22 protein-coding genes are annotated in these 20496 nt (G+C 72.8%); 5 read left to right on the forward strand and 17 right to left on the reverse strand.

What is annotated here, in order from left to right:
• Positions 1 to 93: 93 nt before the first annotated feature.
• A complete protein-coding gene (locus tag ACZ6O5_RS21380; RefSeq protein WP_465979470.1) occupies positions 94 to 939 on the forward strand; it encodes a DUF4097 family beta strand repeat-containing protein in 846 nt (281 codons plus the stop codon).
• 12 nt (positions 940 to 951) lie between these two features.
• Here ACZ6O5_RS21380 and ACZ6O5_RS21385 read toward each other — a convergent pair whose 3' ends face one another.
• From ACZ6O5_RS21385 to ACZ6O5_RS21420, 8 genes are all read right to left on the reverse strand, one after another.
• Positions 952 to 2214, reverse strand: a complete 1263-nt coding sequence (locus ACZ6O5_RS21385; protein WP_465979472.1) for an acyltransferase family protein — start codon at positions 2212 to 2214, stop codon at positions 952 to 954.
• 120 nt (positions 2215 to 2334) lie between these two features.
• Complete coding sequence (gene era / locus ACZ6O5_RS21390) at positions 2335 to 3231, reverse strand: GTPase Era (protein ID WP_465979474.1); 897 nt, start codon at positions 3229 to 3231, stop codon at positions 2335 to 2337.
• Entirely contained in the window at positions 3228 to 3614 is a 387-nt protein-coding gene (locus tag ACZ6O5_RS21395; RefSeq protein WP_281937199.1) for a cytidine deaminase, read from the reverse strand. The genes era and ACZ6O5_RS21395 overlap by 4 nt, the downstream gene beginning before the upstream one ends.
• On the reverse strand, positions 3607 to 5013 hold the full coding sequence (locus ACZ6O5_RS21400) for a hemolysin family protein (protein ID WP_199199575.1): 1407 nt from the start codon (positions 5011 to 5013) through the stop codon (positions 3607 to 3609). Before ACZ6O5_RS21400 ends, ACZ6O5_RS21395 begins: the two co-directional genes overlap by 8 nt.
• Positions 4989 to 5462 (reverse strand): rRNA maturation RNase YbeY, encoded by a 474-nt coding sequence (gene ybeY, locus ACZ6O5_RS21405; RefSeq protein ID WP_343445605.1) that lies wholly within the window; start codon positions 5460 to 5462, stop codon positions 4989 to 4991. Before ybeY ends, ACZ6O5_RS21400 begins: the two co-directional genes overlap by 25 nt.
• Positions 5463 to 5479: 17 nt before the next feature.
• A complete protein-coding gene (locus tag ACZ6O5_RS21410) occupies positions 5480 to 6538 on the reverse strand; it encodes a PhoH family protein (RefSeq protein WP_465979477.1) in 1059 nt (352 codons plus the stop codon).
• Positions 6539 to 6671: 133 nt separating this feature from the next.
• Positions 6672 to 8048 carry a serine hydrolase domain-containing protein gene (locus tag ACZ6O5_RS21415; RefSeq protein ID WP_465979478.1) on the reverse strand — a complete coding sequence of 459 codons (1377 nt, stop codon included), beginning with the start codon at positions 8046 to 8048 and terminating at the stop codon, positions 6672 to 6674.
• 3 nt (positions 8049 to 8051) lie between these two features.
• Positions 8052 to 8396 (reverse strand): histidine triad nucleotide-binding protein, encoded by a 345-nt coding sequence (locus ACZ6O5_RS21420; protein ID WP_107155707.1) that lies wholly within the window; start codon positions 8394 to 8396, stop codon positions 8052 to 8054.
• A 37-nt stretch (positions 8397 to 8433) separates the two neighbouring features.
• Here ACZ6O5_RS21420 and ACZ6O5_RS21425 point away from each other — a divergent pair, with 37 nt between their 5' ends.
• Positions 8434 to 9195, forward strand: a complete 762-nt coding sequence (locus ACZ6O5_RS21425; protein WP_465979481.1) for an SDR family NAD(P)-dependent oxidoreductase — start codon at positions 8434 to 8436, stop codon at positions 9193 to 9195.
• Between the two features lie 121 nt (positions 9196 to 9316).
• Here the strand turns inward: ACZ6O5_RS21425 and ACZ6O5_RS21430 are convergent, their stop codons facing one another.
• The 3 genes from ACZ6O5_RS21430 to hrcA form a co-directional block, all read right to left on the reverse strand.
• Positions 9317 to 10051, reverse strand: coding sequence for a 16S rRNA (uracil(1498)-N(3))-methyltransferase (locus ACZ6O5_RS21430; RefSeq protein ID WP_465979483.1), 735 nt, complete (start codon positions 10049 to 10051; stop codon positions 9317 to 9319).
• 1 nt (position 10052) lies between these two features.
• On the reverse strand, positions 10053 to 11195 hold the full coding sequence (dnaJ, locus tag ACZ6O5_RS21435) for a molecular chaperone DnaJ (RefSeq protein ID WP_199199573.1): 1143 nt from the start codon (positions 11193 to 11195) through the stop codon (positions 10053 to 10055).
• Between the two features lie 71 nt (positions 11196 to 11266).
• Entirely contained in the window at positions 11267 to 12292 is a 1026-nt protein-coding gene (gene hrcA / locus ACZ6O5_RS21440; protein WP_465979485.1) for a heat-inducible transcriptional repressor HrcA, read from the reverse strand.
• Between the two features lie 208 nt (positions 12293 to 12500).
• On the opposite strand from hrcA, the gene ACZ6O5_RS21445 reads away from it, so the two are divergent.
• Complete coding sequence (locus tag ACZ6O5_RS21445) at positions 12501 to 13178, forward strand: DUF4870 domain-containing protein (protein WP_465979487.1); 678 nt, start codon at positions 12501 to 12503, stop codon at positions 13176 to 13178.
• 42 nt (positions 13179 to 13220) lie between these two features.
• Here ACZ6O5_RS21445 and hemW read toward each other — a convergent pair whose 3' ends face one another.
• Positions 13221 to 14444: a radical SAM family heme chaperone HemW gene (hemW, locus tag ACZ6O5_RS21450; protein ID WP_465979585.1), complete on the reverse strand. Its 1224-nt coding sequence runs from the start codon at positions 14442 to 14444 to the stop codon at positions 13221 to 13223.
• A 19-nt stretch (positions 14445 to 14463) separates the two neighbouring features.
• On the opposite strand from hemW, the gene ACZ6O5_RS21455 reads away from it, so the two are divergent.
• Positions 14464 to 15249, forward strand: a complete 786-nt coding sequence (locus tag ACZ6O5_RS21455; protein WP_465979489.1) for an enoyl-CoA hydratase-related protein — start codon at positions 14464 to 14466, stop codon at positions 15247 to 15249.
• Positions 15250 to 15403: 154 nt separating this feature from the next.
• Positions 15404 to 16264, forward strand: coding sequence for a hypothetical protein (locus ACZ6O5_RS21460; RefSeq protein WP_405090821.1), 861 nt, complete (start codon positions 15404 to 15406; stop codon positions 16262 to 16264).
• A gap of 69 nt (positions 16265 to 16333) precedes the next feature.
• Here ACZ6O5_RS21460 and ACZ6O5_RS21465 read toward each other — a convergent pair whose 3' ends face one another.
• The 5 genes from ACZ6O5_RS21465 to ACZ6O5_RS21485 all read right to left on the reverse strand — a co-directional run bounded on the left by ACZ6O5_RS21465 (position 16334) and on the right by ACZ6O5_RS21485 (position 20488).
• Positions 16334 to 17164: a carbohydrate ABC transporter permease gene (locus tag ACZ6O5_RS21465; protein WP_357300924.1), complete on the reverse strand. Its 831-nt coding sequence runs from the start codon at positions 17162 to 17164 to the stop codon at positions 16334 to 16336.
• The gene (locus ACZ6O5_RS21470) at positions 17161 to 18150 is read right to left on the reverse strand and encodes a carbohydrate ABC transporter permease (RefSeq protein WP_425787482.1); all 990 of its coding nucleotides are present in this window, start codon (positions 18148 to 18150) and stop codon (positions 17161 to 17163) included. The genes ACZ6O5_RS21465 and ACZ6O5_RS21470 overlap by 4 nt, the downstream gene beginning before the upstream one ends.
• The gene (locus ACZ6O5_RS21475; protein WP_465979492.1) at positions 18147 to 19439 is read right to left on the reverse strand and encodes a sugar ABC transporter substrate-binding protein; all 1293 of its coding nucleotides are present in this window, start codon (positions 19437 to 19439) and stop codon (positions 18147 to 18149) included. Before ACZ6O5_RS21475 ends, ACZ6O5_RS21470 begins: the two co-directional genes overlap by 4 nt.
• 220 nt (positions 19440 to 19659) lie before the next feature.
• Positions 19660 to 19944: a GlsB/YeaQ/YmgE family stress response membrane protein gene (locus ACZ6O5_RS21480; protein ID WP_465979494.1), complete on the reverse strand. Its 285-nt coding sequence runs from the start codon at positions 19942 to 19944 to the stop codon at positions 19660 to 19662.
• Between the two features lie 259 nt (positions 19945 to 20203).
• Entirely contained in the window at positions 20204 to 20488 is a 285-nt protein-coding gene (locus ACZ6O5_RS21485) for a GlsB/YeaQ/YmgE family stress response membrane protein (RefSeq protein ID WP_343445592.1), read from the reverse strand.
• Between the last annotated feature and the right edge of the window lie 8 nt (positions 20489 to 20496).

Genomic DNA, 20496 nt, shown 5'->3' on the forward strand with positions numbered 1-20496 from the left:
CTCCCTCGGGGTGCGATCTCAGGGTCGGCTCGGGGTGGACCGGCGGGCGATCCCGGATGTGACGGTCACCCGGCCGGCCCTAGGGTGCTGGCCATGGCTTCGCTCCGAACGGCGTTCCGGCCGCGCGGCACCGCTTCCCGGCCGTACGGCACCGCTTCCCGCCCGCGCGCGGTGGTGGCGGCGACCGCGGCCGCCGCGCTCATCGTGCTCGCCGGGTGTGACACCCTCTCGTTCCGCCGGCTCGACTACGACCAGACCGAACGCGCGAAGATCACCCGGATCACCGTGGACGGCGACGGCGACGGCTCCGGGGACGTGGTGGTGCGCGCCACCGGCCCGGTCGACCAGGTGCAGATCAAGCGCGTGGTCCGCTACCAGGGCGGCGAGCCGGACAGCCGGTACGAGATCAGGGGTGACGAGCTGGTGCTGCCCACCGACTGCGGGCAGCGGTGCAGCATCTCCTGGGAGGTGACCGCGCCGCCCGGCGTGGCGGTCCGGGGCGGCACCGGCTCGGGCAACGTCGACCTCAACGAGGTCGGGTCGGTGGAGTTCACGCTCAGCTCCGGGGACCTGACCGTCAGCGGCGCCAGCGGCGAGGTCCGCGCCTCCACCGCCTCGGGAAACATCCGGCTGACCGAGGTGGCCGGTCCGGTCCGGCTGCGGACCGGGTCCGGCGACATCGAGGCCCGCCGGCTCGCCTCCGCGGTCGACGCGGAAGCGGACCCGGGCAACCTGACCGTCGAGCTGGACCAGCCGGCCCCGGTCCGACTGCACACCACCAGCGGGAACATCGACCTCGCCGTGCCGGCCGGCCGGTACCGGGTGCGGGCCGACGCGAAGTCCGGCGACACCGACGTGCGGGTGTCGAACGACCCCGGTGCGTCCCTGCTGCTCGACGTGACGGCCACCAGCGGCGACGTCACCGTCAGCAGCCGCTGAACCGGCCGCCGCTCAGTCGGCGGCGCGGACGCTGGACGATCCGGCGGCGCGGCCCGCGGACGCCCCGGCGGCCCGGTCCCGGGGCGCGTCGGCGTCGGCGGGCGGCCCGCCGGATCGGCCGGTCGTCGGCCCGGGGACACGGCGGGGCGCCGGCACCCGGGCCCCGGCGCCGACCAGCCGGCCGGCCGCGCCGGCCGGGGCCGGGCTGGTCGGGGCCGGGCTGGTCGGGGCCGGCCTGGCCGGCGCGTCCGCCGCCTGCGCCGGCACGGTCCGCCGTGGCCGGTCGGGCACCAGTTCCGGGGTACGCCGGGCAGCCACGTCCTCGACCCAGCCGACCAGCAACGTCACCACGCCGACGAGCACGAAGACCAGCCCCACCCGCAGCCACAGGCCGACCGGGTCCCGCGGCGACCAGCCGACCAGGCCGACCAGCGGGGTGAGCGCCACCACGAACGGCATGTGCCAGAGGTAGACGGTGAGCGCCCGCCGGTTCACCACGGTCACCGCCCGGCCGAACACCGGGAACCGATCGACCCACGCCGCGCCCGTGGGCGCCCGGCCGATCGCCACCAGGATGAACGCGGTCGCCCAGAGCGCGTTGCCCAGCGGGATGTCGTTGATGTCGTAGCCGCGCGGCCCGGGATGGGTGACGATCCAGGCCAGACCGGCCGCGCCGAGCACGCCGGCAACCGGCAGCAGCACCCGGTTGCGCATCCGGCGCAGCAGGCCGTCGTGGTGGGCGAAGCCGAGCAGCCACGCGCCGAAGTAGAGGCCGAACTCGCGCAGCACCGTCGGCGGGTTCAGCAGGATGCCGAACTCGATGGCGGCGAGCAGCGCGTACGGGGCGACCAGCGTGGGCAGCGGCGCGCGGCGGAACAGCCACAGCGCCACCGGCGAGGCGAGCACGAACCAGAGATAGTCCCGCAGGTACCAGATCGGGCTGAGCGCCAGCCCACCCCAGTAGTTGGCCGGCGGGTCACCGATCGGGAAGAGCCAGAGCAGCACCTTCGGCTCGAACGCCAGCCCGGTGAGCAGCATCGCCGGCACGAAGACCGCCGCCGCCACCCAGAGCGAGGGCAGCAGCCGACGCAGCCGGCGGCCCACGGCGAACACCCCGCTGCGGTCCAGCGACGCGGCCATCAACGACCCGGCCAGGGCGAACATCACCGCCATCGCCGGGAACACCAGCGTGAGCGTGGCGTAGCCGGTGACGTGGTAGGTGACGACGCGCAGGATGGCCAGGAAGCGGAGCAGGTCGAGGTAGCGGTTTCGCATCAGCTCGCAGCGGGGTCCGGGGACAGAGACAGAAGTCCCTACCCTGCTCCCGCCGCCTGTGAAACGTGTAAGAACGCCCACGGAACGTGAGATGACCCATAAGAGTGACTGATCCGGCCCTCAGAAGCCGAGCTTGCGCAACTGCTTCGGGTCGCGCTGCCAGTCCTTCGCCACCCGCACGTGCAGGTCCAGGTAGACCCGGGTGCCCAGCAGTTCCTCGATCTGCCGGCGCGCGGTGGTGCCGACGTGCTTGAGCCGGCTGCCCCGGTGACCGATGACGATCGCCTTCTGGCTGGACCGCTCCACGTAGAGATCCGCGTAGATCTTCGTGAGGTTGCCCTCCGGGATCATCTCCTCCACCACCACGGCGATGGAGTGCGGCAGCTCGTCCCGGACCCCCTCCAGCGCCGCCTCCCGGACCAGCTCGGCGACGAGCACCTGCTCCGGGTCCTCGGTGAGCATGTCGTCCGGGTAGAGCTGGGGCGACTCCGGCAGGTAGCCGGTCATCACGTCGACGAGCGTGTCGAGCTGGTGGCCGGAGACCGCGCTCACCGGCACCACGGCCGCGAACTCGCCCAGCTCACTCACCGCGAGCAGTTGCTCGGCCAGGCGCTTCTTGTCCACCAGGTCGGTCTTGGTGACCACGGCCAGCACGGTCGCCTTGAGGCTGGCCAGCTCGCCGGTGATGAACCGGTCGCCCCGGCCGACCGGCTCGTTCGCCGGCACGCAGAGCCCGATCACGTCGACCTCGCTCCAGGTCTCCCGGACCAGGTCGTTGAGGCGCTCGCCGAGCAGCGTGCGGGGACGGTGCAGGCCGGGCGTGTCGACCAGCACGAGCTGCGACTCCGGCCGGTGCAGCACCGCCCGGATGACGTGCCGCGTGGTCTGCGGCTTGCTCGACGTGATGGCGATCTTGGTGCCGACGATCGCGTTGGTGAGCGTCGACTTGCCGGCGTTCGGCCGGCCGACGAAACAGGCGAAACCGGCCCGGTACGGGCGGTCCTCGGGGGCCGTCACTCGACCACCGTGCCGAGCACCGAGCCGTCCGGCGCGGCCACGTGGATCGGCGCGTCGGCGGAGAGGTCACGCACCGCGGCGTGCCCGGCGCCGTCAAGCGTCGACGCCTCGGTCACCACCACCGCGGCCTCCAGCCGGCTCGCGCCCGCGGCCACCGCCGAGGCGACCGCCAACTGGAGCGCGGTCAGGGTCAGCGACGGCAGCGCCACGCTGGCCGCCGCGTACGTCCGGCCGTCCTGGTCGCGGACCGCCGCGCCCTCCACGGCCCCCACCCGGCCCCGGGCGCCCCGGGCCAGCACGACCAGCTTGCCGTCCTCGGCGCTCAGCTCGGCCGGATCGGCGGGGGTGGGCCGGGCGGCCGGCACGGCGGGTGACTCAGGCATCGGCGGGTTGCCTCTCCTCGGAACGGTTGTGGTTGCCACGGGACTCGGTCGGATCGGGCCGCCCCGCGCCGTCCGGCGCGGAACCCGGCTCGGACCGGCTCACCAGCACGGTGTCGATCCGGTTGCGTCGGCCGGTGGTGCCCTCGGCGATCAGCCGCAGGCCGGCCACCTCGGCCTCGGCGCCCGGGATGGGCACCCGGCCGAGCGCCTGGGCGAGCAGGCCACCGACCGTCTCCACCTCGTCGGTGGGCAGGTCGGTGTCGAACAGCTCGCCCAGATTCTCCACCGGCAGCCGGGCGGTCACCCGCACGGCCCCGTCCGGCAGATGCTCCACCGGTGGGCGCTCGACATCGTACTCGTCGGTGATCTCACCGACGATCTCCTCCAGGATGTCCTCGATGGTGACCAGCCCGCCGGTGCCGCCGTACTCGTCGACCACGATGACCAGGTGGTTCCGGGCCGCCTGCATCTCGGAGAGCAGGTCGTCCACCGGCTTGGACTCCGGCACGAACGTCGCCGGGCGCATCAGCTCGGCCACCGGCATCTGCCGCGCCCCCCGGTCACCCTGGGTCCGCCGGATCAGATCCTTGAGGTAGAGCACGCCGAGCACGTCGTCGACGTTCTCGCCGATCACCGGGATGCGGGAGAACCCGGACCGCAGGAAGAGCGCCAACGCCTGCGCGAGCGTCTTACGTTCCTCTATCCACACCATCTCGGTACGCGGCACCATCACCTCACGGGCGATCGTGTCGCCGAGCGCGAAGACCGAGTGGATCATCTGACGCTCGCCGTGCTCCACCACGCCGCGCTGCTCGGCCAGGTCGACCAGCTCACGCAGCTCCACCTGGGTGGCGAACGGCCCCTCGCGGAAGCCCTTGCCCGGAGTGACCGCGTTGCCGATCAGGATCAGCAGCGACGCCAGCGGGTTGAGCGCCCGCCCCAACCAGCGCACCAGCGGCGCGACCGCCCGGCCGACCGCGTAGGCGTGCTGCCGGCCCAACGTGCGCGGCGCGACACCGACCACCACGAAGCTGACCACCGTCATCGCCCCGGCGGTGACCAGGGCCGCCCGCCAGCCGGCGCCGAACGTGTCCACCGCCACCAGCGCGACGAGCGTGGTGGCGGTCAACTCGGCCAGCAGGCGGAGCAGGAGCAGCAGGTTGAGGTGGCGGACCACGTCGCCGGCGACCGCCTGGAGGGCACGCGCGCCGCGCGCCCCGTCGCGGGCCAGCTCGGCCGCACGCGCCGGGGAGACCGCCGCCAGCGCCGCCTCGGTCATCGCGATCAGGCCGGCGAGCACCACCAGCCCGGCCCCGAAGAACAGGAGCTGAAGATCGGGCAGGCCGGCCGGGGCCGCCGCCGCGAGAGTGACCATCACCGGGACCGGGTCGACCGCCAGCTGGCCAGCAGCCGGGCCTGGAGACCGAACATCTCCCGCTCCTCCTCGGGCTCGGCGTGGTCGTAGCCGAGCAGGTGCAGCACGCCGTGCACGGTGAGCAGGTGCAGCTCGTCGGCGGCGGAGTGCCCGGCGGTGGCCGCCTGCTTGGCGGCCACCTCCGGGCAGAGCACGATGTCGCCGAGCAGGGCCGGCTCGCCGCCGGCCGGGCTGCTCTCGCCCGGGCCGTGGTCGACGCTCCCCTCGTCCATCGGGAACGCGAGCACGTCGGTCGGGCCGTCCCCGCCCATCCAGCGGTGGTTCAGCTCCGACATGTATTCGATGTCGACCAGCAGCACGGACAGCTCGGCGAGCGGGTTGACCCCCATCTCGTCGAGGGCGTGCCGGGCGACGGCGAGCACGGCGTCGGTGTCGACGTCGACACCGGACTCGTTGGCGATCTCGATGGACAACTGTCTTCCTCTGGTGGTTAGCGGCGCCGACCGGCCCGGCCGCCCTGGGCGGTCCGCCCCGGCACGGCGTGCACGCTCTGCGCCTGCTGGTTCTCCCGCTCGGCGTCCCAGCGGGCGTACGCGTCGACGATCTCACCGACCAGCTTGTGGCGGACCACGTCGGAGCTGGAGAGCTGGGCGAAGTGCACGTCCTCGACGTTGTTCAGGATCTCCCGGACCACCCGCAGGCCGCTGCTCGTCCCGCCGGGAAGGTCCACCTGGGTGATGTCGCCGGTGACCACGATCTTGGAGTTGAAGCCGAGTCGGGTGAGGAACATCTTCATCTGCTCGGGCGTGGTGTTCTGCGCCTCGTCCAGGATGATGAACGCGCTGTTCAGCGTCCTGCCCCTCATGTATGCCAGCGGCGCGACCTCGATCGTGCCGGCGGCCATCAGCTTCGGGATGGACTCCGGGTCGAGCATGTCGTGCAGCGCGTCGTAGAGCGGGCGCAGGTAGGGGTCGATCTTCTCGTTCAGCGTGCCCGGCAGGAAGCCCAGCCGCTCGCCCGCCTCGACCGCCGGCCGGGTCAGGATGATCCGGTCGACCTGCTTGGCCTGGAGCGCCTGAACCGCCTTCGCCATGGCCAGGTAGGTCTTGCCGGTGCCGGCCGGGCCGATGCCGAACACGATGGTGTGCGAGTCGATCGCGTCGACGTAGCGCTTCTGCCCGAGCGTCTTGGGACGGATGGTGCGACCGCGCCGGGAGAGGATGTTGAGCGTCAGGACCTCGGCGGGCCGCTCGGCGCCGCCCTGCTCGAGCATGCCGACGGTACGCCGAACGGCGTCTGTGGTCAGGGTCTCGCCTTTCTCGATCAGTTCGAGGAGCTCACTGAAGAGACGCTCGGCGAGGGCGTTGTCGGCGGGCGCACCGGTGATGGTGATCTCGTTGCCGCGGACGTGGACGTCGCTGCTGACCGAGCGTTCGACGAGACGCAGGATCTCGTCCCCCGCGCCGAGCAGGTTCACCATGATCTTCTGGTCTCCGACCGTGATCCTGGTCTGCACCCGGGGCGGGTCGGGAGGTGGGGTGCCGGTCATAGGTCGGGCCCGTCGGGCCCTGCGCCACCTGCTCTCCGATCTCGGCGCCGGGCCCTGCTGGCGCGGCGTACGGTGGCTTCCATCGTATCGGGTCCGCACCGTACGCACCGCGCCCATTTCCGGTGCCCGGCGATCAGCCGCCGGCGCGGAAGTCGTACCCGCCGAACGCCTCCTGCCGCCGGGTGAAACGGTAGGTCGCCCAGTGCATCCGGACCACCGCGCCCCGCTCGTCCCGGGTGAGCCGGAGCAGCTCACCCGCCTCCCGGCCGGAGACCGTGCGGAACACGTCCGGCCGGTCCGGCAGCGGCGCGAACACCGACGGCGGCTTGCCGGCCGGGTCGTCCGCGCCCCGGGCCCGCAGCGCGCCGTCGTGCCAGGAGAAGACGGACTCGAACCCCTCGCCCCACCAGCGGCCCAGCATGCCGCGCAGGTGTTCCGGGGCGGGTGGGCCGGGACGCCACGGCTCGATCTCCGCCGGGTCGTGCTCGGCGGCGGCGGTGAGCAACTCGTGCGCCAGGCCGAGCACCTCGACGCCGGTGCCGGACGAGCCGAGCACCGCGCAGCCCATCGCCCCGGCCGTGCCCTCGCCACCACGGCGACCGTAGACGGCGGCCAGGAAGCCCGGCATCGCGCCGTCGTGCCCGACGTGGGTCACCCGGCCCGGTCGGGGCACCAGGATCAGCCCGAGCCCGAAACCGGCCGTCCAGAGCGACTCGTCGGTGGTGGTGAGCGGCCAGCGCATCTCCTCGACGGTGGTCGGGGCGAGCACCGCGCCGGCCGGGTCCAGCGCCTCCGGGTCGGCCAGGAACGCCGCCCAGCGGGCCATGTCCGGCGCGGTGCTCCAGAGCTGGGCGGCCGGCGCCACCGCGCCGAAGTCGACGGGCGGCTCCGGGTGCGCCTCGTCGGAGTACGCGTCCACCAGGAAACCGATGACGGCCCGCTCCCCCGGCGTGACGCCGGTGGCGGTCAGCCCCAGCGGGGCGAGCACCCGCTCGGCGAGCACCTCGGCCCAGGTGCCGCCGCGCCGCCGGGCGACCGCCTCGCCGAGCAGCGCCAGGCCGAGGTTGGAGTAGTGGAAGCGACGGCCGGTGGGCAGCACCCGCTCCACCCGGGCCAGGTCGGCCAGCAGCTCGTCGACGGCCGGGGCACGCAGCGTGTCCCACACGTCGCCGTGCGGCTCGCGTTGCAGGCCGGCGGTGTGCGACAGCAGCCGACGGACGGTCAGCTCGCCGTACGCGGGCAGGTCCAGGTGCCGCCCGATCGGGTCGTCCAGGTCGAGCAGCCCGTCGTCGCGGCACTGCATGACCAGCACCGCGGTGAACGTCTTGGTGACCGAGCCGATCCGGAAGACGCTCTCCGGATCGAGCGCGGTGTCGTTGCCGGTGCCGCCCACCGCGCAGGCCCAGACCGGCCGGTCGGCCCGGTGCAGCGCCGCCGACAGCGCCGGGACCCGCCCGTTCGCCTGGGCCCGCCGGGCCATCCGGTCGAGCCGGTCGGAGATCGAGGTCATGCGTCAGCGGCAGAGCATCGGGCCGAGTGGCGCGCCACCCAGCAGGTGGGCGTGCACGTGGAAGACCTCCTGGCCGCCGTACGGGCCGGTGTTGAACATGAGGCGGAACCCGTCCACGGTCAGGCCCTCCTCCTCGGCCACCAGGGCGGCGGTGTGGAGCACCTCACCGGCCAACGTGGGGTCGCCCTGGGCGAGGGTGGCCACGTCCGCGTAGTGCTCCTTCGGGATCACCAGCACGTGGGTGGGGGCCTTCGGGTCGATGTCCCGGAAGGCGAGGGTGGTGGCGGTCTCACGGACGATGGTGGCGGGGATCTCCCCGGCGACGATCCGGCAGAACAGACAGTCCATCGCAGCAGTGTAGGGAACGTCCGGCAGGATGGCCGACATGGCGGGACGGGCGGTACTGGTGACGGGGGCCTCGCGGGGCATCGGGCGGGCGGTGGCGCGGGCGTTCGCGGCCGGCGGCGACCGGGTGGCGGTCCACCACCGGGACTCGGCCGGGCTGGCCGAGGCGTTGCGCGCCGAACTGCCCGGCGACGGCCACGTGGTGGTCCGCGCCGACCTGGCGGACCCGGACGCCGTGCGGGCCATGGTGGACGAGGCGGCCCGGCTGCTCGGCGGTCTCGACGTGCTGGTCAACAACGCCGGCGTGTTCGGGCCGGCCGATCCGCCGCACCCGGTCTTCGAGAGCAGTTACGAGGAGTGGCGGACGCGCTGGCGCGAGGTGCTGGACACCAACCTGGTCGGCGCCGCCAACGCCGCCTGGTGCGCCGCCCAGCACATGCGGGAGCGGGGCGGTCGGATCGTGAACGTCTCCTCCCGGGGCGCGTTCCGGGGCGAACCGGCCAATCCGGCGTACGGGGCCAGCAAGGCGGGGATGAACGCGATGGCCCAGTCGCTCGCGGTGGCGCTGGCGCCGTACGGCATCGGGGTGGCCTGCGTGGCCCCGGGCTTCGTCGAGACCGACATGACCAACGAGCACCTGAAGAGTGAGCGCGGCGAGGCGGTCCGGGCGCAGTCGCCGTTCCACCGGGTGGCCCGCCCCGAGGAGATCGCCGCCGCGGTCCACTGGCTGGCCAGCCCCGACGCGGAATGGGCCGCCGGCACCATCGTCGACCTGAACGGCGCCTCCTACCTCCGCACCTGACGCCCCCACCCCCACCGGGGCGCGGTTTCACGGAAAGAGTGCCTATCCCGCCGCGAACAGCCCCTCTTTCCGTGAAACCGCGCGGCAAGAGGGGTGGGGGTGGGGTGAGGGGAGGTGGGGGTTACCAGCGGGGGAGGCGGGTGGAGAGGACGGCCAGGGCGGCTACGCCGGCGGTGGAGGTGCGCAGGACGGAGGGGCCCAGGCGGACGGGGCGGGCACCGGCCTCGCGGAACGCGGCCAGCTCCGGCTCGGCGATGCCGCCCTCGGGGCCGACCACCAGGACGATCTCGCCGGTCGACGGCAGCGCGACGGTGGTCAGCCGCTCGTCGGCCTCCTCGTGCAGCACGAAGGCGGCGCCGGCGCCGGCGATCCGGCGGGCCACCGTGGCGGTGGACTCGTCCGGGGCGCCGGCCACCACCGGCAGCCACGGGCGGCGGGCCTGCTTGGCGGCCTCCCGGGCGGTGGCCACCCACTTCTCCCGGGCCCGGACGCCCCGGTCACCGCGCCACTGGGCGACCGACCGGGACGCCGCCCAGGGCACGATCTCGTCCACCCCGACCTCGGTCATCGCCTGCACGGCCAGCTCACCCCGCTCGCCCTTGGCGATCCCCTGCACCACCACCAGCCGGGGGACGCACGCGTCGGCGTACCCCCGGGAGGTGACGCGCAGGTCGAGCGTGCCCCGGCCGACGGCGGTGACGACGGCGGCGGCGGTGCCGCCCCGGCCGTCGGCGAGCAGCAGTTCCTCGCCGACGCGCAGCCGCTGCACGGTGGCCGCGTGGTGGCCCTCCGGGCCGTCCAGCGTCACCGTGTCACCGGCGGGCAGCGCCTCGACCAGGAACAGCGGCGCCGACACCTCAGGCGTGCCCGTTGAAGGCGTCGCGCATCCGGGAGAAGAAGCCGCCCTGCTTGGTCAGCTCGGCGACCTCCTCGCCGCGGGTCTTGGCGAAGTCGCGCAGCATCCGCTCCTGGTCGGCGTCGAGCTTGGTCGGGGTCCGCACGTCCAGGTGGACGTAGAGGTCACCCCGGCCGGTGCCGCGCAGGTGCGGCACCCCGCGGGCGCGCAACCGCATCGTGCTGCCGGGCTGGGTGCCGGCCTTGACGTCGACGATCTCCTCGCTGTCCAGCGTCTTGATGGTCAGCCGGGTGCCGAGCGCGGCGGCGGTCATCGGCACCGTGACCCGGCAGTGCAGGTCGTCGCCCTTGCGGGAGTAGACGTCGTGGGTCCGCTCGTGGATCTCGACGTAGAGGTCGCCGGCGGTGCCGCCACCCGGGCCGACCTCGCCCTGCTGGGCCAGCCGGATCCGCATGCCGTCCTCGACGCCGGCCGGGATCTTGACGGTCAGCGAGCGGCGGGTCCGCACCCGCCCGTCACCGGCACAGGTCGGGCAGGGGTGCGGGATCGTGGTGCCGTACCCCTGGCAGACGGTGCACGGCCGGGCGGAGACCACCTGGCCGAGGAACGTCCGCTGCACCGACTGCACCTCACCGCGGCCACCGCACGCCTCGCAGGTGGCCAGGTGGGTGCCGGCGGCGGTGCCGGCGCCGGAGCAGGTGGTGCAGAGCACCGCGGTGTCGACAGTGATCGGCGCCTCGACGCCGAACGCGGTCTCGTTGAGGTCCAGCTCCAGCCGCAGGATCGCGTCGGCGCCCGGCCGGGTACGCGGCCGGGGACCCCGGCTGCCGCCCGCCGCGCCGCCGAAGAACGCGTCCATGATGTCCTGGAAGCCGACGAACGGGCCGGCGCCGCCCGGGCCACCCGCGCCCGCGCCCCCGCCGCCCGGGGCGAGCGGGTCGCCGCCCAGGTCGACGATCTGCCGTTTCCGGTCGTCCGAGAGAACCTCGTACGCGGCGTTGATGTCCTTGAACTTCTCCTGTGCCTCCGGGTCCGGATTGACGTCCGGGTGGTACTGCCGCGCCAACTTCCGGTAGGCACGCTTGATGTCGTCGTCGGAGGCGTCCCGGCTCACGCCGAGAATTCCGTAGTAGTCCCTGGCCACTGCGTCTGGTGTCCTCATGTTCGTCTCGCGTCGCCGGTCGCCGGCCGTTCCCGGCCGTCGGCCCTGACTGGTCAGTTCTGGGCCAGCAGTTCGCCCACGTAGCGTGCCACGGCCCTCACCATGGCGATATTGCCGGGGTAGTCCATCCGGGTGGGCCCGAGCACGCCGAGCCCACCGACGATCGTGGCACCCGGGCCGTAACCGGTGCTGACCACCGAGGCGGCCCGCAGATTGTCGATCTCGTTCTCGTCGCCGATGAGCACCCGGGTGGTGTTGCTCGGCTCGGTCTCGCCGATCAGCTTGAGCAGCACGACCTCCTCTTCGAGCGCCTCGAGGATGGGGCGCAGCGAGCCCTGGAAGTCGAGCAGGCCGCCCCGGGTGAGGTTGGCGGTGCCGGCCAGCGCGATCCGTTCCTCGGACCGCTCGACGAGCGTCTCCAGCAGCACGGTGGAGAGCGTCGTCATGGCCGGGCGCAGGTGCGGCGCGGACTCCTCGACAAGCGCCTGCACCAGCGGGGGCGTCTCGGCGAGCTGGCTGCCGACCAGTTTCTCGTTGACCAGCCGGCGCAGGTCGGTCACGTGTTCGGCGGGGACCGGGGCGGGCAGCTCGACCAGCCGCTGCTCGACCCGCCCGGTATCGGCGATCATGACGACCATCAGCCGGGTGGTGGAGATCGGCACCAGCTCCAGGTGGCGCACCTTGGACCGGGCCAGGCTCGGGTACTGCACCACGGCCACCTGCCGGGTGAGCTGGGCCAGCAGCCGGACCGTGCGGTGCACCACGTCGTCGAGGTCGACGGCGCCGACCAGGAAGCGCTCGATCGCCCGGCGTTCGGCCGGGCTGAGCGGCTTGACCCGGGAGAGCCGGTCGACGAAGAGGCGGTAGCCACGGTCGGTGGGCACCCGGCCGGCGCTGGTGTGCGGCTGCCGGATGTAGCCCTCCTCCTCCAGCACCGCCATGTCGTTGCGCACGGTCGCCGGTGAGACGCCGAGCTGGTGCCGCTCGACCAGGGCCTTGCTGCCCACCGGTTCCTGCGTGGCGACGTAGTCCTCGACGATGGCGCGCAGCACGGCGAGCTTGCGGTCGTCGAGACCCATCTCCCCACCTCCTGACGCACCTCGGCCGGGTGACGCGCGGCATCCGGCGGGCAACTGGCACTCGACTGTAGCGAGTGCCAGTCTACGTCGGCAGCCCCGCCGACGCGATGATCAGCGCCGGACCTCGGATGCGGTCCGGCGCACAGTACGGCGCGTCGAGGCCGAACAGCCCTGGTGCCGCTTGCCCCCGGGACCTACCGTGACGTCCATGACTGAACCTCCTCGCCCTCCCGGAGCGGGGGACCCCGGCCCCCAGCCCGACCCGTTCCCGCCGTCGGCGCCGTACGGCTCCTCGCCTGCCGACGAGCCCCCCACCGCACCACTGTCCGGGGCGCCGGGCGGGGGCGGCTATCCCCCGCCCGGCGGTTATCCGCCCCCGGGCGGCCAGCCTCCGCCGGGTGGCTATCCCCCGCCGGGCGGCTACCCCCCGCCCGGTGGTGACACGCCGGGCTACGGCGCGCCCGGCGGCGGCGCCCCGGGCTACGGCGCGCCGGGCGGCGGCTACCCCGCCGGCGGCTCCTACGGCCCGCCGGCCGGCTACGCCAACAACGACGACAAGACCTGGGCCCTGGTGGCGCACTTCGGCGGCGCGGCCGGAATGCTGATCGGCGGCGGCGTGCTGGGCTGGGTCGCGCCGCTGGTGGCGCTGCTGGCCCGGGGCAACCAGTCCCCGACCGTACGGGCGCACGCGGTCGCCGCGCTGAACTTCCAGCTCATCTGGTCGATCATCGCGCTGGTCGGCTGGATCCTCACCTGCATCCTGATCGGCCTGGTGATCGGCTTCGGCGCCATGATCGTCGGCATCATCTTCGGCATCCTGGCCGGCGTGAAGGCCAACGAGGGGCAGCTCTACCGCTACCCGATGTCGGCCAGCCTGATCAAGTGACAGCCGCCGGCCGGTCCCGCGCGGCGGGGCCGGCCGGACCGGTCAGGGCAGCAGGTCGCGGACCACGCCGTCGGCCAGCAGTCGACCGCGCAGCGTGAGTACGGCGCGACCGTCCGCGTAGGCGTCGGCGTCCAGCAGCCCGCCGGTCCGGGCCCGCTCGGCACCGACCCGGCCGGCCTCGTCCAGCACGTCCAGCGGCAGCCCGGAGTCGAGCCGCAGCCGCAGCATCACGTCCTCCATGTGCTGCTCGTCAGCGGTGAGCCGTTCCCGGGCCAGCGCCGGCGAGGCGCCGCCGGCCAGCCGCTCCGCGTACCCGGCCGGGTGCTTGACGTTCCACCAGCGCACGCCGCCGACGTGGCTGTGCGCCCCCGGGCCCAGGCCCCACCAGTCGGCGCCGGTCCAGTAGAGCAGGTTGTGCCGGCACCGGGCCGCCTCGGAGCGGGCCCAGTTGGAGACCTCGTACCAGGAGAAACCGGCCCCGTGCAGGGCCGCCTCCGCGGCCAGGTAGCGGTCCGCCGCCACGTCGTCGGAGGGGTACGGCAGCTCGCCCCGGCGCATCCGCGCGGCCAGCCGGGTGCCGTCCTCCACGATCAGGGCGTACGCGCTGACGTGGTCCACGCCGGCGTCGACCACCTGGGTTAGCGAGGCGGCGAAGTCGTCCGCGGTCTCCCCCGGCGTGCCGTAGATCAGGTCCAGGTTGACGTGGTCGAACCCGGCGTCGCGGGCCTCGGCGGCGGCGGCGGTGGCCCGGCCCGCGCTGTGCCGCCGGTCGAGCACGGCGAGCACGCCCGGCGCGGCGGACTGCATGCCCAGCGAGATCCGGGTGTAGCCGGCCGCCCGCAGCGTCTTCAGCGACTGCGGGGTGACCGACTCGGGGTTGGCCTCGGTGGTCACCTCGACGTCGGCGGCCAGCCCCCAGGTGCGGTCGACGGCGTCCAGGATCCGGGCCAGGTCGTCGGCGGGCAGCAGGGTGGGTGTGCCGCCGCCGACGAAGACGGTGTCCACCCGGGGCGGCGGGGAGTTGCCGAGCACCCGGCCGGCGAGCGCCAGCTCGGCCAGCACGCTGTCGGCGTACGTCTCCCGGCTCACCCCGCCGCCCAGCTCCGCGGCGGTGTACGTGTTGAAGTCGCAGTAACCGCACCGGCTGGCGCAGAACGGGACGTGCACGTACACGCCGAAGCCGCGGGCGCCGACGGCGCGGCGGGCGGTGGCGGGCAGCGACCCGTCGCGCGGGACGGGTTCGCCTTCTGGAAGGACGCCGGGCATGGCCACTAGTGTGCCCGGCATGACCTCTCCGGACGCTCTCGTACGGGTCGCCACGGCCCGTGGGGTGACCACCCTCACCCTGGACAGCCCGCACAACCGCAACGCGCTCTCCACGCCGCTGATGACCGAGCTGCTGGCCGGGCTGGCCGCGGCGGTCGCCGACGACACGGTCCGGGCGATCGTGCTGGACCACACCGGCCCGGTCTTCTGCTCCGGCGCCGACCTGAAGGAGACCGCCGCCGCGTACGCCAGCGGGACCGTGCCGGCCGGCATGCTCGGCGACGTGCTGGTCGCCGTGCGGGAGTGCCCGAAGCCGGTGCTGGCGAAGGTGGCCGGGCCGGCCCGGGCCGGCGGGCTGGGCCTGATCGCCGCCGCTGACCTGGTGGTCTGCGCCGAGGAGGCGACGTTCGCGTTCACCGAGGTCCGGATCGGCGTGATCCCGGCGGTGATCTCGGCGACCGTGCTGCCCCGGCTGAGCCCGCGGGCCGCCGCCGAGCTGTACCTGACCGGGGAGACGTTCGACGGCCGGCGGGCCGCCGAGATCGGCCTGGTCACCGCCGCCGTGCCGGCGGACGGGCTGGACGCCGCCGTGGAGCGCTACCGCGTGGCGCTGGTGAAGGGCGCGCCGAAGGCCCTCGCCGGGGCGAAGGAGCTGCTGCGCCGGCCGGCCGCCACCGACCTGCGGGCGGAGATCGCCGCGTTGGCGGCGCTCTCCACCGGGTACTTCCTCTCCGACGAGGGGCGGGAGGGGGTGCTCGCGTTCCGCGAGAAGCGTCCGGCGGCGTGGGTGCCCACCGGCGAATAGCAGGCGGGGCCCCCGGTTGACGCCTCCGGTACAGGCGGGGCCCCCGCTTGACAGCGACCCGTCACGGGGCGGTGACGCGGCGGCGAGCAGGCCGGTCGGCCGAGCCGGAAAGTGGGACGGGCGACGTACGCTGGGCGGACTGTCAGGACAGGGGGTGCGGGTGCGGACGCGACCGGCGATCGTGGCATCTGGTGTGGTGGTGTGCGTGCTGGCCCTGCTCGCGATCTGGTTCGTGACCAAGCAGTTCGGTCACCACCTGCGGCTGCCGCTGGCCAGCCGGACCTGCACCGTCCAAGCCGACGGCGAGGTGGTGCTGGGCGCCGACCAGATGGCCAACGCGGCCACCATCGCCGCCATCGGCGTGCAGCGCCAGATGCCCGAGCGCGCGGTGGTGGTGGCGCTGGCGACCGCCTACCAGGAGTCGCACCTGCGCAACATCGCGCACGGCGACCGGGACTCGCTCGGCCTGTTCCAGCAGCGCCCGAGCCAGGGCTGGGGCACGCCGGAGGAGATCCAGGACCCGCGCTACGCGGCCCGGAAGTTCTACGCCGCGCTGAAGAAGGTCAAGGGCTGGGAACGGATGCGGGTCACCGAGGCCGCCCAGCGGGTGCAGCGGTCGGCCTACCCCGAGGCGTACCAGAAGTGGGCGGACGAGTCGGAGGTCCTCACCCGCGCGCTGCTCGGCCAGGCGACCGGCGCGGTGGCCTGCACGGTCGGTTCGACTCCGACGCTGCGGGGCCCGGCCGCCGCCAGCGCGGTGCTGGAGGGTCTGACGCTGGACTGGGGCCTGCCCCGCCTGACCGCGGCGACGACGCTGACCGGGCTGACCGTGCCGGCCGGTGACGACCGGGACGGCTGGCGCTACGCGCACTGGCTGGTCTCGCACGCCGACGACAACGGCGTGAAGCGGGTCCGCTTCGGCAGCCTGGAGTGGACCGCCGAGCAGGGCACCTGGGGCCGGGTGAAGGGTGACCCGGCGACGCAGGTGCTGGCCGAGGTCTTCGCCGACACCTGAGCCAGCACCTGAGCCGGCGACGGGCCGCCGGCGTCCCGCCGACGGCCCGTCATCGAGGTCGACCGGGGATCAGCCCTTCACCGCGCCGGCGACCAGCCCGGAGACCATCCGGCGCTGGACCAGCAGGAAGAAGATGATCACCGGCAGCGTGAACAGCGTGGACGCGGCCATCACCGAGCCCCACGCGGTGTCGTCCCGACCGAAGAAGAACGTCATCGCCACCGGCAGCGTGTACCGCTGCTGGTCGTTGATGAACGTCAACGCGAAGATCAGCTCGTTCCAGGCGGTGATGAAGGAGAAGATGCTGGTCGCCACCAGGCCGGGCGCGACCAGCGGGAACAGCACCTTGCGGAACGTCTGCGCCCGGCTGGCCCCGTCGATCGCGGCGGCCTCCTCCAGTTCCTTCGGCACCGCCGCGACGAAGCCGCGCAGCATCCAGACCGCGAACGGCAGCGAGAAGCCGAGGTAGGTGAGGATCAGGCTGGGTAGCGTGTTGTAGAGGCCGAGCCGCTGGATCATCAGGAACAGCGGGATGACAAGCGCCTCCAGCGGGATCATCTGCACCACCAGGAGCAGGATCAGGAAGCTGGTGCGCAGTTTGAACCGGAACCGGGCCACCGCGGTCGCGGCGAGCAGTGCCACCAGCCCGCTCAGCAACACGGTGGCCACCGCGACCAGCACGCTGTTGAGGAAGAAGTCGAGGAACGTCACGCCGGGGATCAGGTTGCCGGTGAGGATCTCCCGGTAGTGCTCCAGGGTGGGCTCCGCCGGCACCGGGCGCGGCGTGGCCGAGAAGATCTCCCGGTTGGGCTTCAGCGACGTCGCGATCATCCAGTAGACGGGAAACGCGGCGAAGAGCGCGACCAGCAGGCCGGCGCCGTTGAGCGCGATCTTCTTCACGACTCGTCCTCCTGCTTGAGCACCATGCGGACGTACAGGGCGGTCACCGCGAGCAGGATCACGGTGAGGATGACGGCGATCGCCGAGCCGAGGCCGTACTTGGGTGGCGGCGAGAACGCCTCCGCGTACGAGTAGATCGACAGCATGAACGTCGACCGGTCCTGGGTGCCGCCGGCCAGCACGAACTGCTGGGTGAAGACCTTGAAGTCCCAGATCGTGGAGAGCACCACCAGGATGCCGAAGACCGGCCGGAGCATCGGGAAGGTGACCGACCAGAAGACGCGCCACGGCCCGGCGCCGTCGACGCGGGCCGCCTCCTGCAACTCGGTGGGCACGCTCTTGAGCCCGGCCAGCACGCTCACCGCGATGAACGGGAACGAGTGCCAGACCACCACCAGCGTCAGGATGCCGAAGAACAGCAGCGGGTCGTTGAACCAGCCGTAGCCGGTCCAGTCGCTACGCCCGAACAGCGTCGTGGAGAGGCCGTCGGGCAGCTTGTTGAACAGCCAGGTGACCAGGCCGCTCGTGTCGTCGAAGATCCACTTCCAGACGATGGTGCCGGTCAGCGCCGGGGTGGCCCAGGCGAGCATCACGCAGCTCGCCACGAACGTGGCCATCTTCTTGCCGAGCCGGTTGAGCAGCAGCCCGACCAGCGTGCCGAGCACCATGGTGAGCGCCACGTTGGCGAACGCGAAGAGCACGGTGTTGCGCAGCACGGTCCGGAAGAACGGGTCGCCGAGGATCTGCGCGTAGTTGGCCAGGCCGACCCAGGGCCACTCGCGGTCCCCCCGGAGCTGCCGGACGCTGTCCAGCTTGTAGAAGGACATCATCACGACCTGGCCGAGCGGCCAGAGCAACAGCACGGCGATGATCGCCAGGCAGGGCAGGAGCAACAGGTACGGGAGGCGGTCCACCTTTCGGCGGCGCCGCCGCGCGGGGTTCTCCCGCGCGGCGGCCTCGCCGGTGGCCTTGGTCAGCGTTGTCACTTGGCGTTGAGAATGCTTTCCATCTCGGTGGCCGCGTCGGCGGTTGCCTTCTCGACCGTCTTCTGGCCCTTGATGACCGAGCTGTTCATCGCCTGGGTCACCGTCTTGGTGCGGCTGACCTCGACCCACTTCGGGGTGAGCGGGGTCAGCTTGGTGTTCTGGATGGCGGTCGCGAACGCGGCCATCACCTTGTCGTTGGCGTAGTTCCCGCCGCTGACCAGGTCCTGGTAGACCGGGAAGAAGCCGAGGCTGCTGGCGAACTCCTGATCCTTCTGCTTGCTCAGCAGCACGGTCATGTAGTCCCAGGCCAGCGCCGACCGCTCGCTGTCCTTCCAGACCGCGATGTCGGAGCCGCCGGCGAACGCCGGGGCGGGCTTGCCGTCCGGGCCGGGAATCGGGAACGTGCCCCACACCTTCTCGATGTCGGGGTTGTCCTTCTTCATCGCGCCGCCCTGCCAGCTACCGGCGAACGCCATGGCGGCCTTGCCGGTGGCGAACTGGGTCCGGGCGTCGACCTCGTTCCAGCCGGCGGCGGCCGGCGGGGCGACCTTGTGCACGGTCACCAGATCGGTCCAGAACTTGACCGCCTTCTGCGCCTCGGGCGTGTTGTAGCCGGACTTCCAGCTGTCGCCGTCCTTGGTGGCGATCTCCCCGCCGGCACCCCAGAGGAAGGAGTAGAACGGCAGCTCGGAGTTGCCGGGCAGGGCGATGCCGTAGGTGCCGGGCTTCTTGGCCTGGACGGCCTTCGCGGCGGCGACCATCTCGTCCCAGTTCGTCGGCGGCTTCACACCCGCCTCGGCGAACCAGTCGGTGCGGTAGTAGACGGCGCGCACGCCGGCGTACCACGGCACGCCGTACTGCTTGCCGTCGAGCTGGGCGTTCTTCACCAGGTCGGGCAGGATGTCCTTGCCCTCGGACCAGCCGTTGAACTTGTCCGTCACGTCGGCCAGGGCCTCCTGCGCGGCCCAGCCCTGGGTCTCGGTGTTGCCCAGCTCGGTGACGTCCGGGCCCTCGCCGCCGGCGAGCGCGGCCTGAAACTTCTTCGGCGCCTCGAGCCAGGGAATGTACTGCACCACGACGTCGGTCTCGGGGTGCTTCTTCTTGAACTCCGCCTCGACCGTGTCGAGGAACTTCGTCTGGGCGTCGCCGCCCTCGCCCATCATCCAGACCGTCAGCTTGCTGTTGTCGGCGGCCTTGTCATCGTCGCCGGAGCCACCGCAACCGGTCAGCACCAGCGCGGCCGACGCCACGATGGCGGTGACCGGAGCCAGCCGCTTCCACCTGTTCACGCCATATCTCCCTCAGGGCCGTTTGGCACTAACCTTCTCCGCCGCACCTTAGTAGGAAAATTTCCTTTACAACAGGGGGTGGTCCGGGCGGGCGGCCGAGGCGACCGTATCGCAGCCGAACGCCCGGCCGGCAGGGGTGCCGTCCGGGCAGGTCAAAGCGGGAGTACGCGGACGGGCGCCCGGCCGGTGGCCGGGCGCCCGTCGAGCGTCGTGGTGGGGGTCAGTAGCGCGAGACGCTCCGCCGACGGCCGACGCCGGCCACCAGGGCCACGGCGATGGCGGCGAAGAGCACCTGCAGCAGCAGCTCGCGCCAGTCGATGCCGGCGGTGTCGGCGAAGCCGGAGGCCCGGGCGACGATCGTGCCCAGCAGCGCGGCGCCGACGCCGATCAGCATGTGCAGCCACATCGGCATGTTCTGCCGGCCCGGCACGACCAGGCGGCCCAGCGCGCCGACGATCAGACCAACGACCAGCGCCGTGATGATGCCCCAAACGGTGAGCTCCATGGTCGCCCTCCTCCTTCAGATCGAGTCACACGATGTCGTGTGGTTTCTGTCGTGACCGCTAAGTTCCCGAGCCGCGAAATATCCAAACCGACTCCGGTGACGAATTGTTCATCTCTACCGTGAGCTGGGGTTTCCCCCCCAAAGTCCGGCCAGGGTTGCCGTCGTCCCCACCGTTGGCGAACCGACCGGCTTCAATGCGAAACGGCGACGGGCGCCCGGCCGGTCGGCCGGGCGCCCGTCGAGGCGCGTTGGTACGCGGTCAGTGGTGGGTGACGCCCCGCCGACGACCGACCCCGGCCACCAGGGCCACGGCGATGGCGGCGAAGAGCACCTGCAGCAGCAGCTCGCGCCAGTCGATGCCGGCGGTGTCGGCGAAGCCGGACGCCCGGGCGACGATCGTGCCCAGCAGCGCGGCGCCCACACCGATCAGCATGTGCAGCCACATCGGCATGTTCTGCCGGCCCGGCACGACCAGCCGGCCCAGCGCGCCGACGATCAGGCCGACGATCAGCGCGGTGATGATGCCCCAGACGGTGAACTCCACGGTCGGTC

It is taken from the genome of Micromonospora sp. NPDC049201, assembly GCF_055586805.1.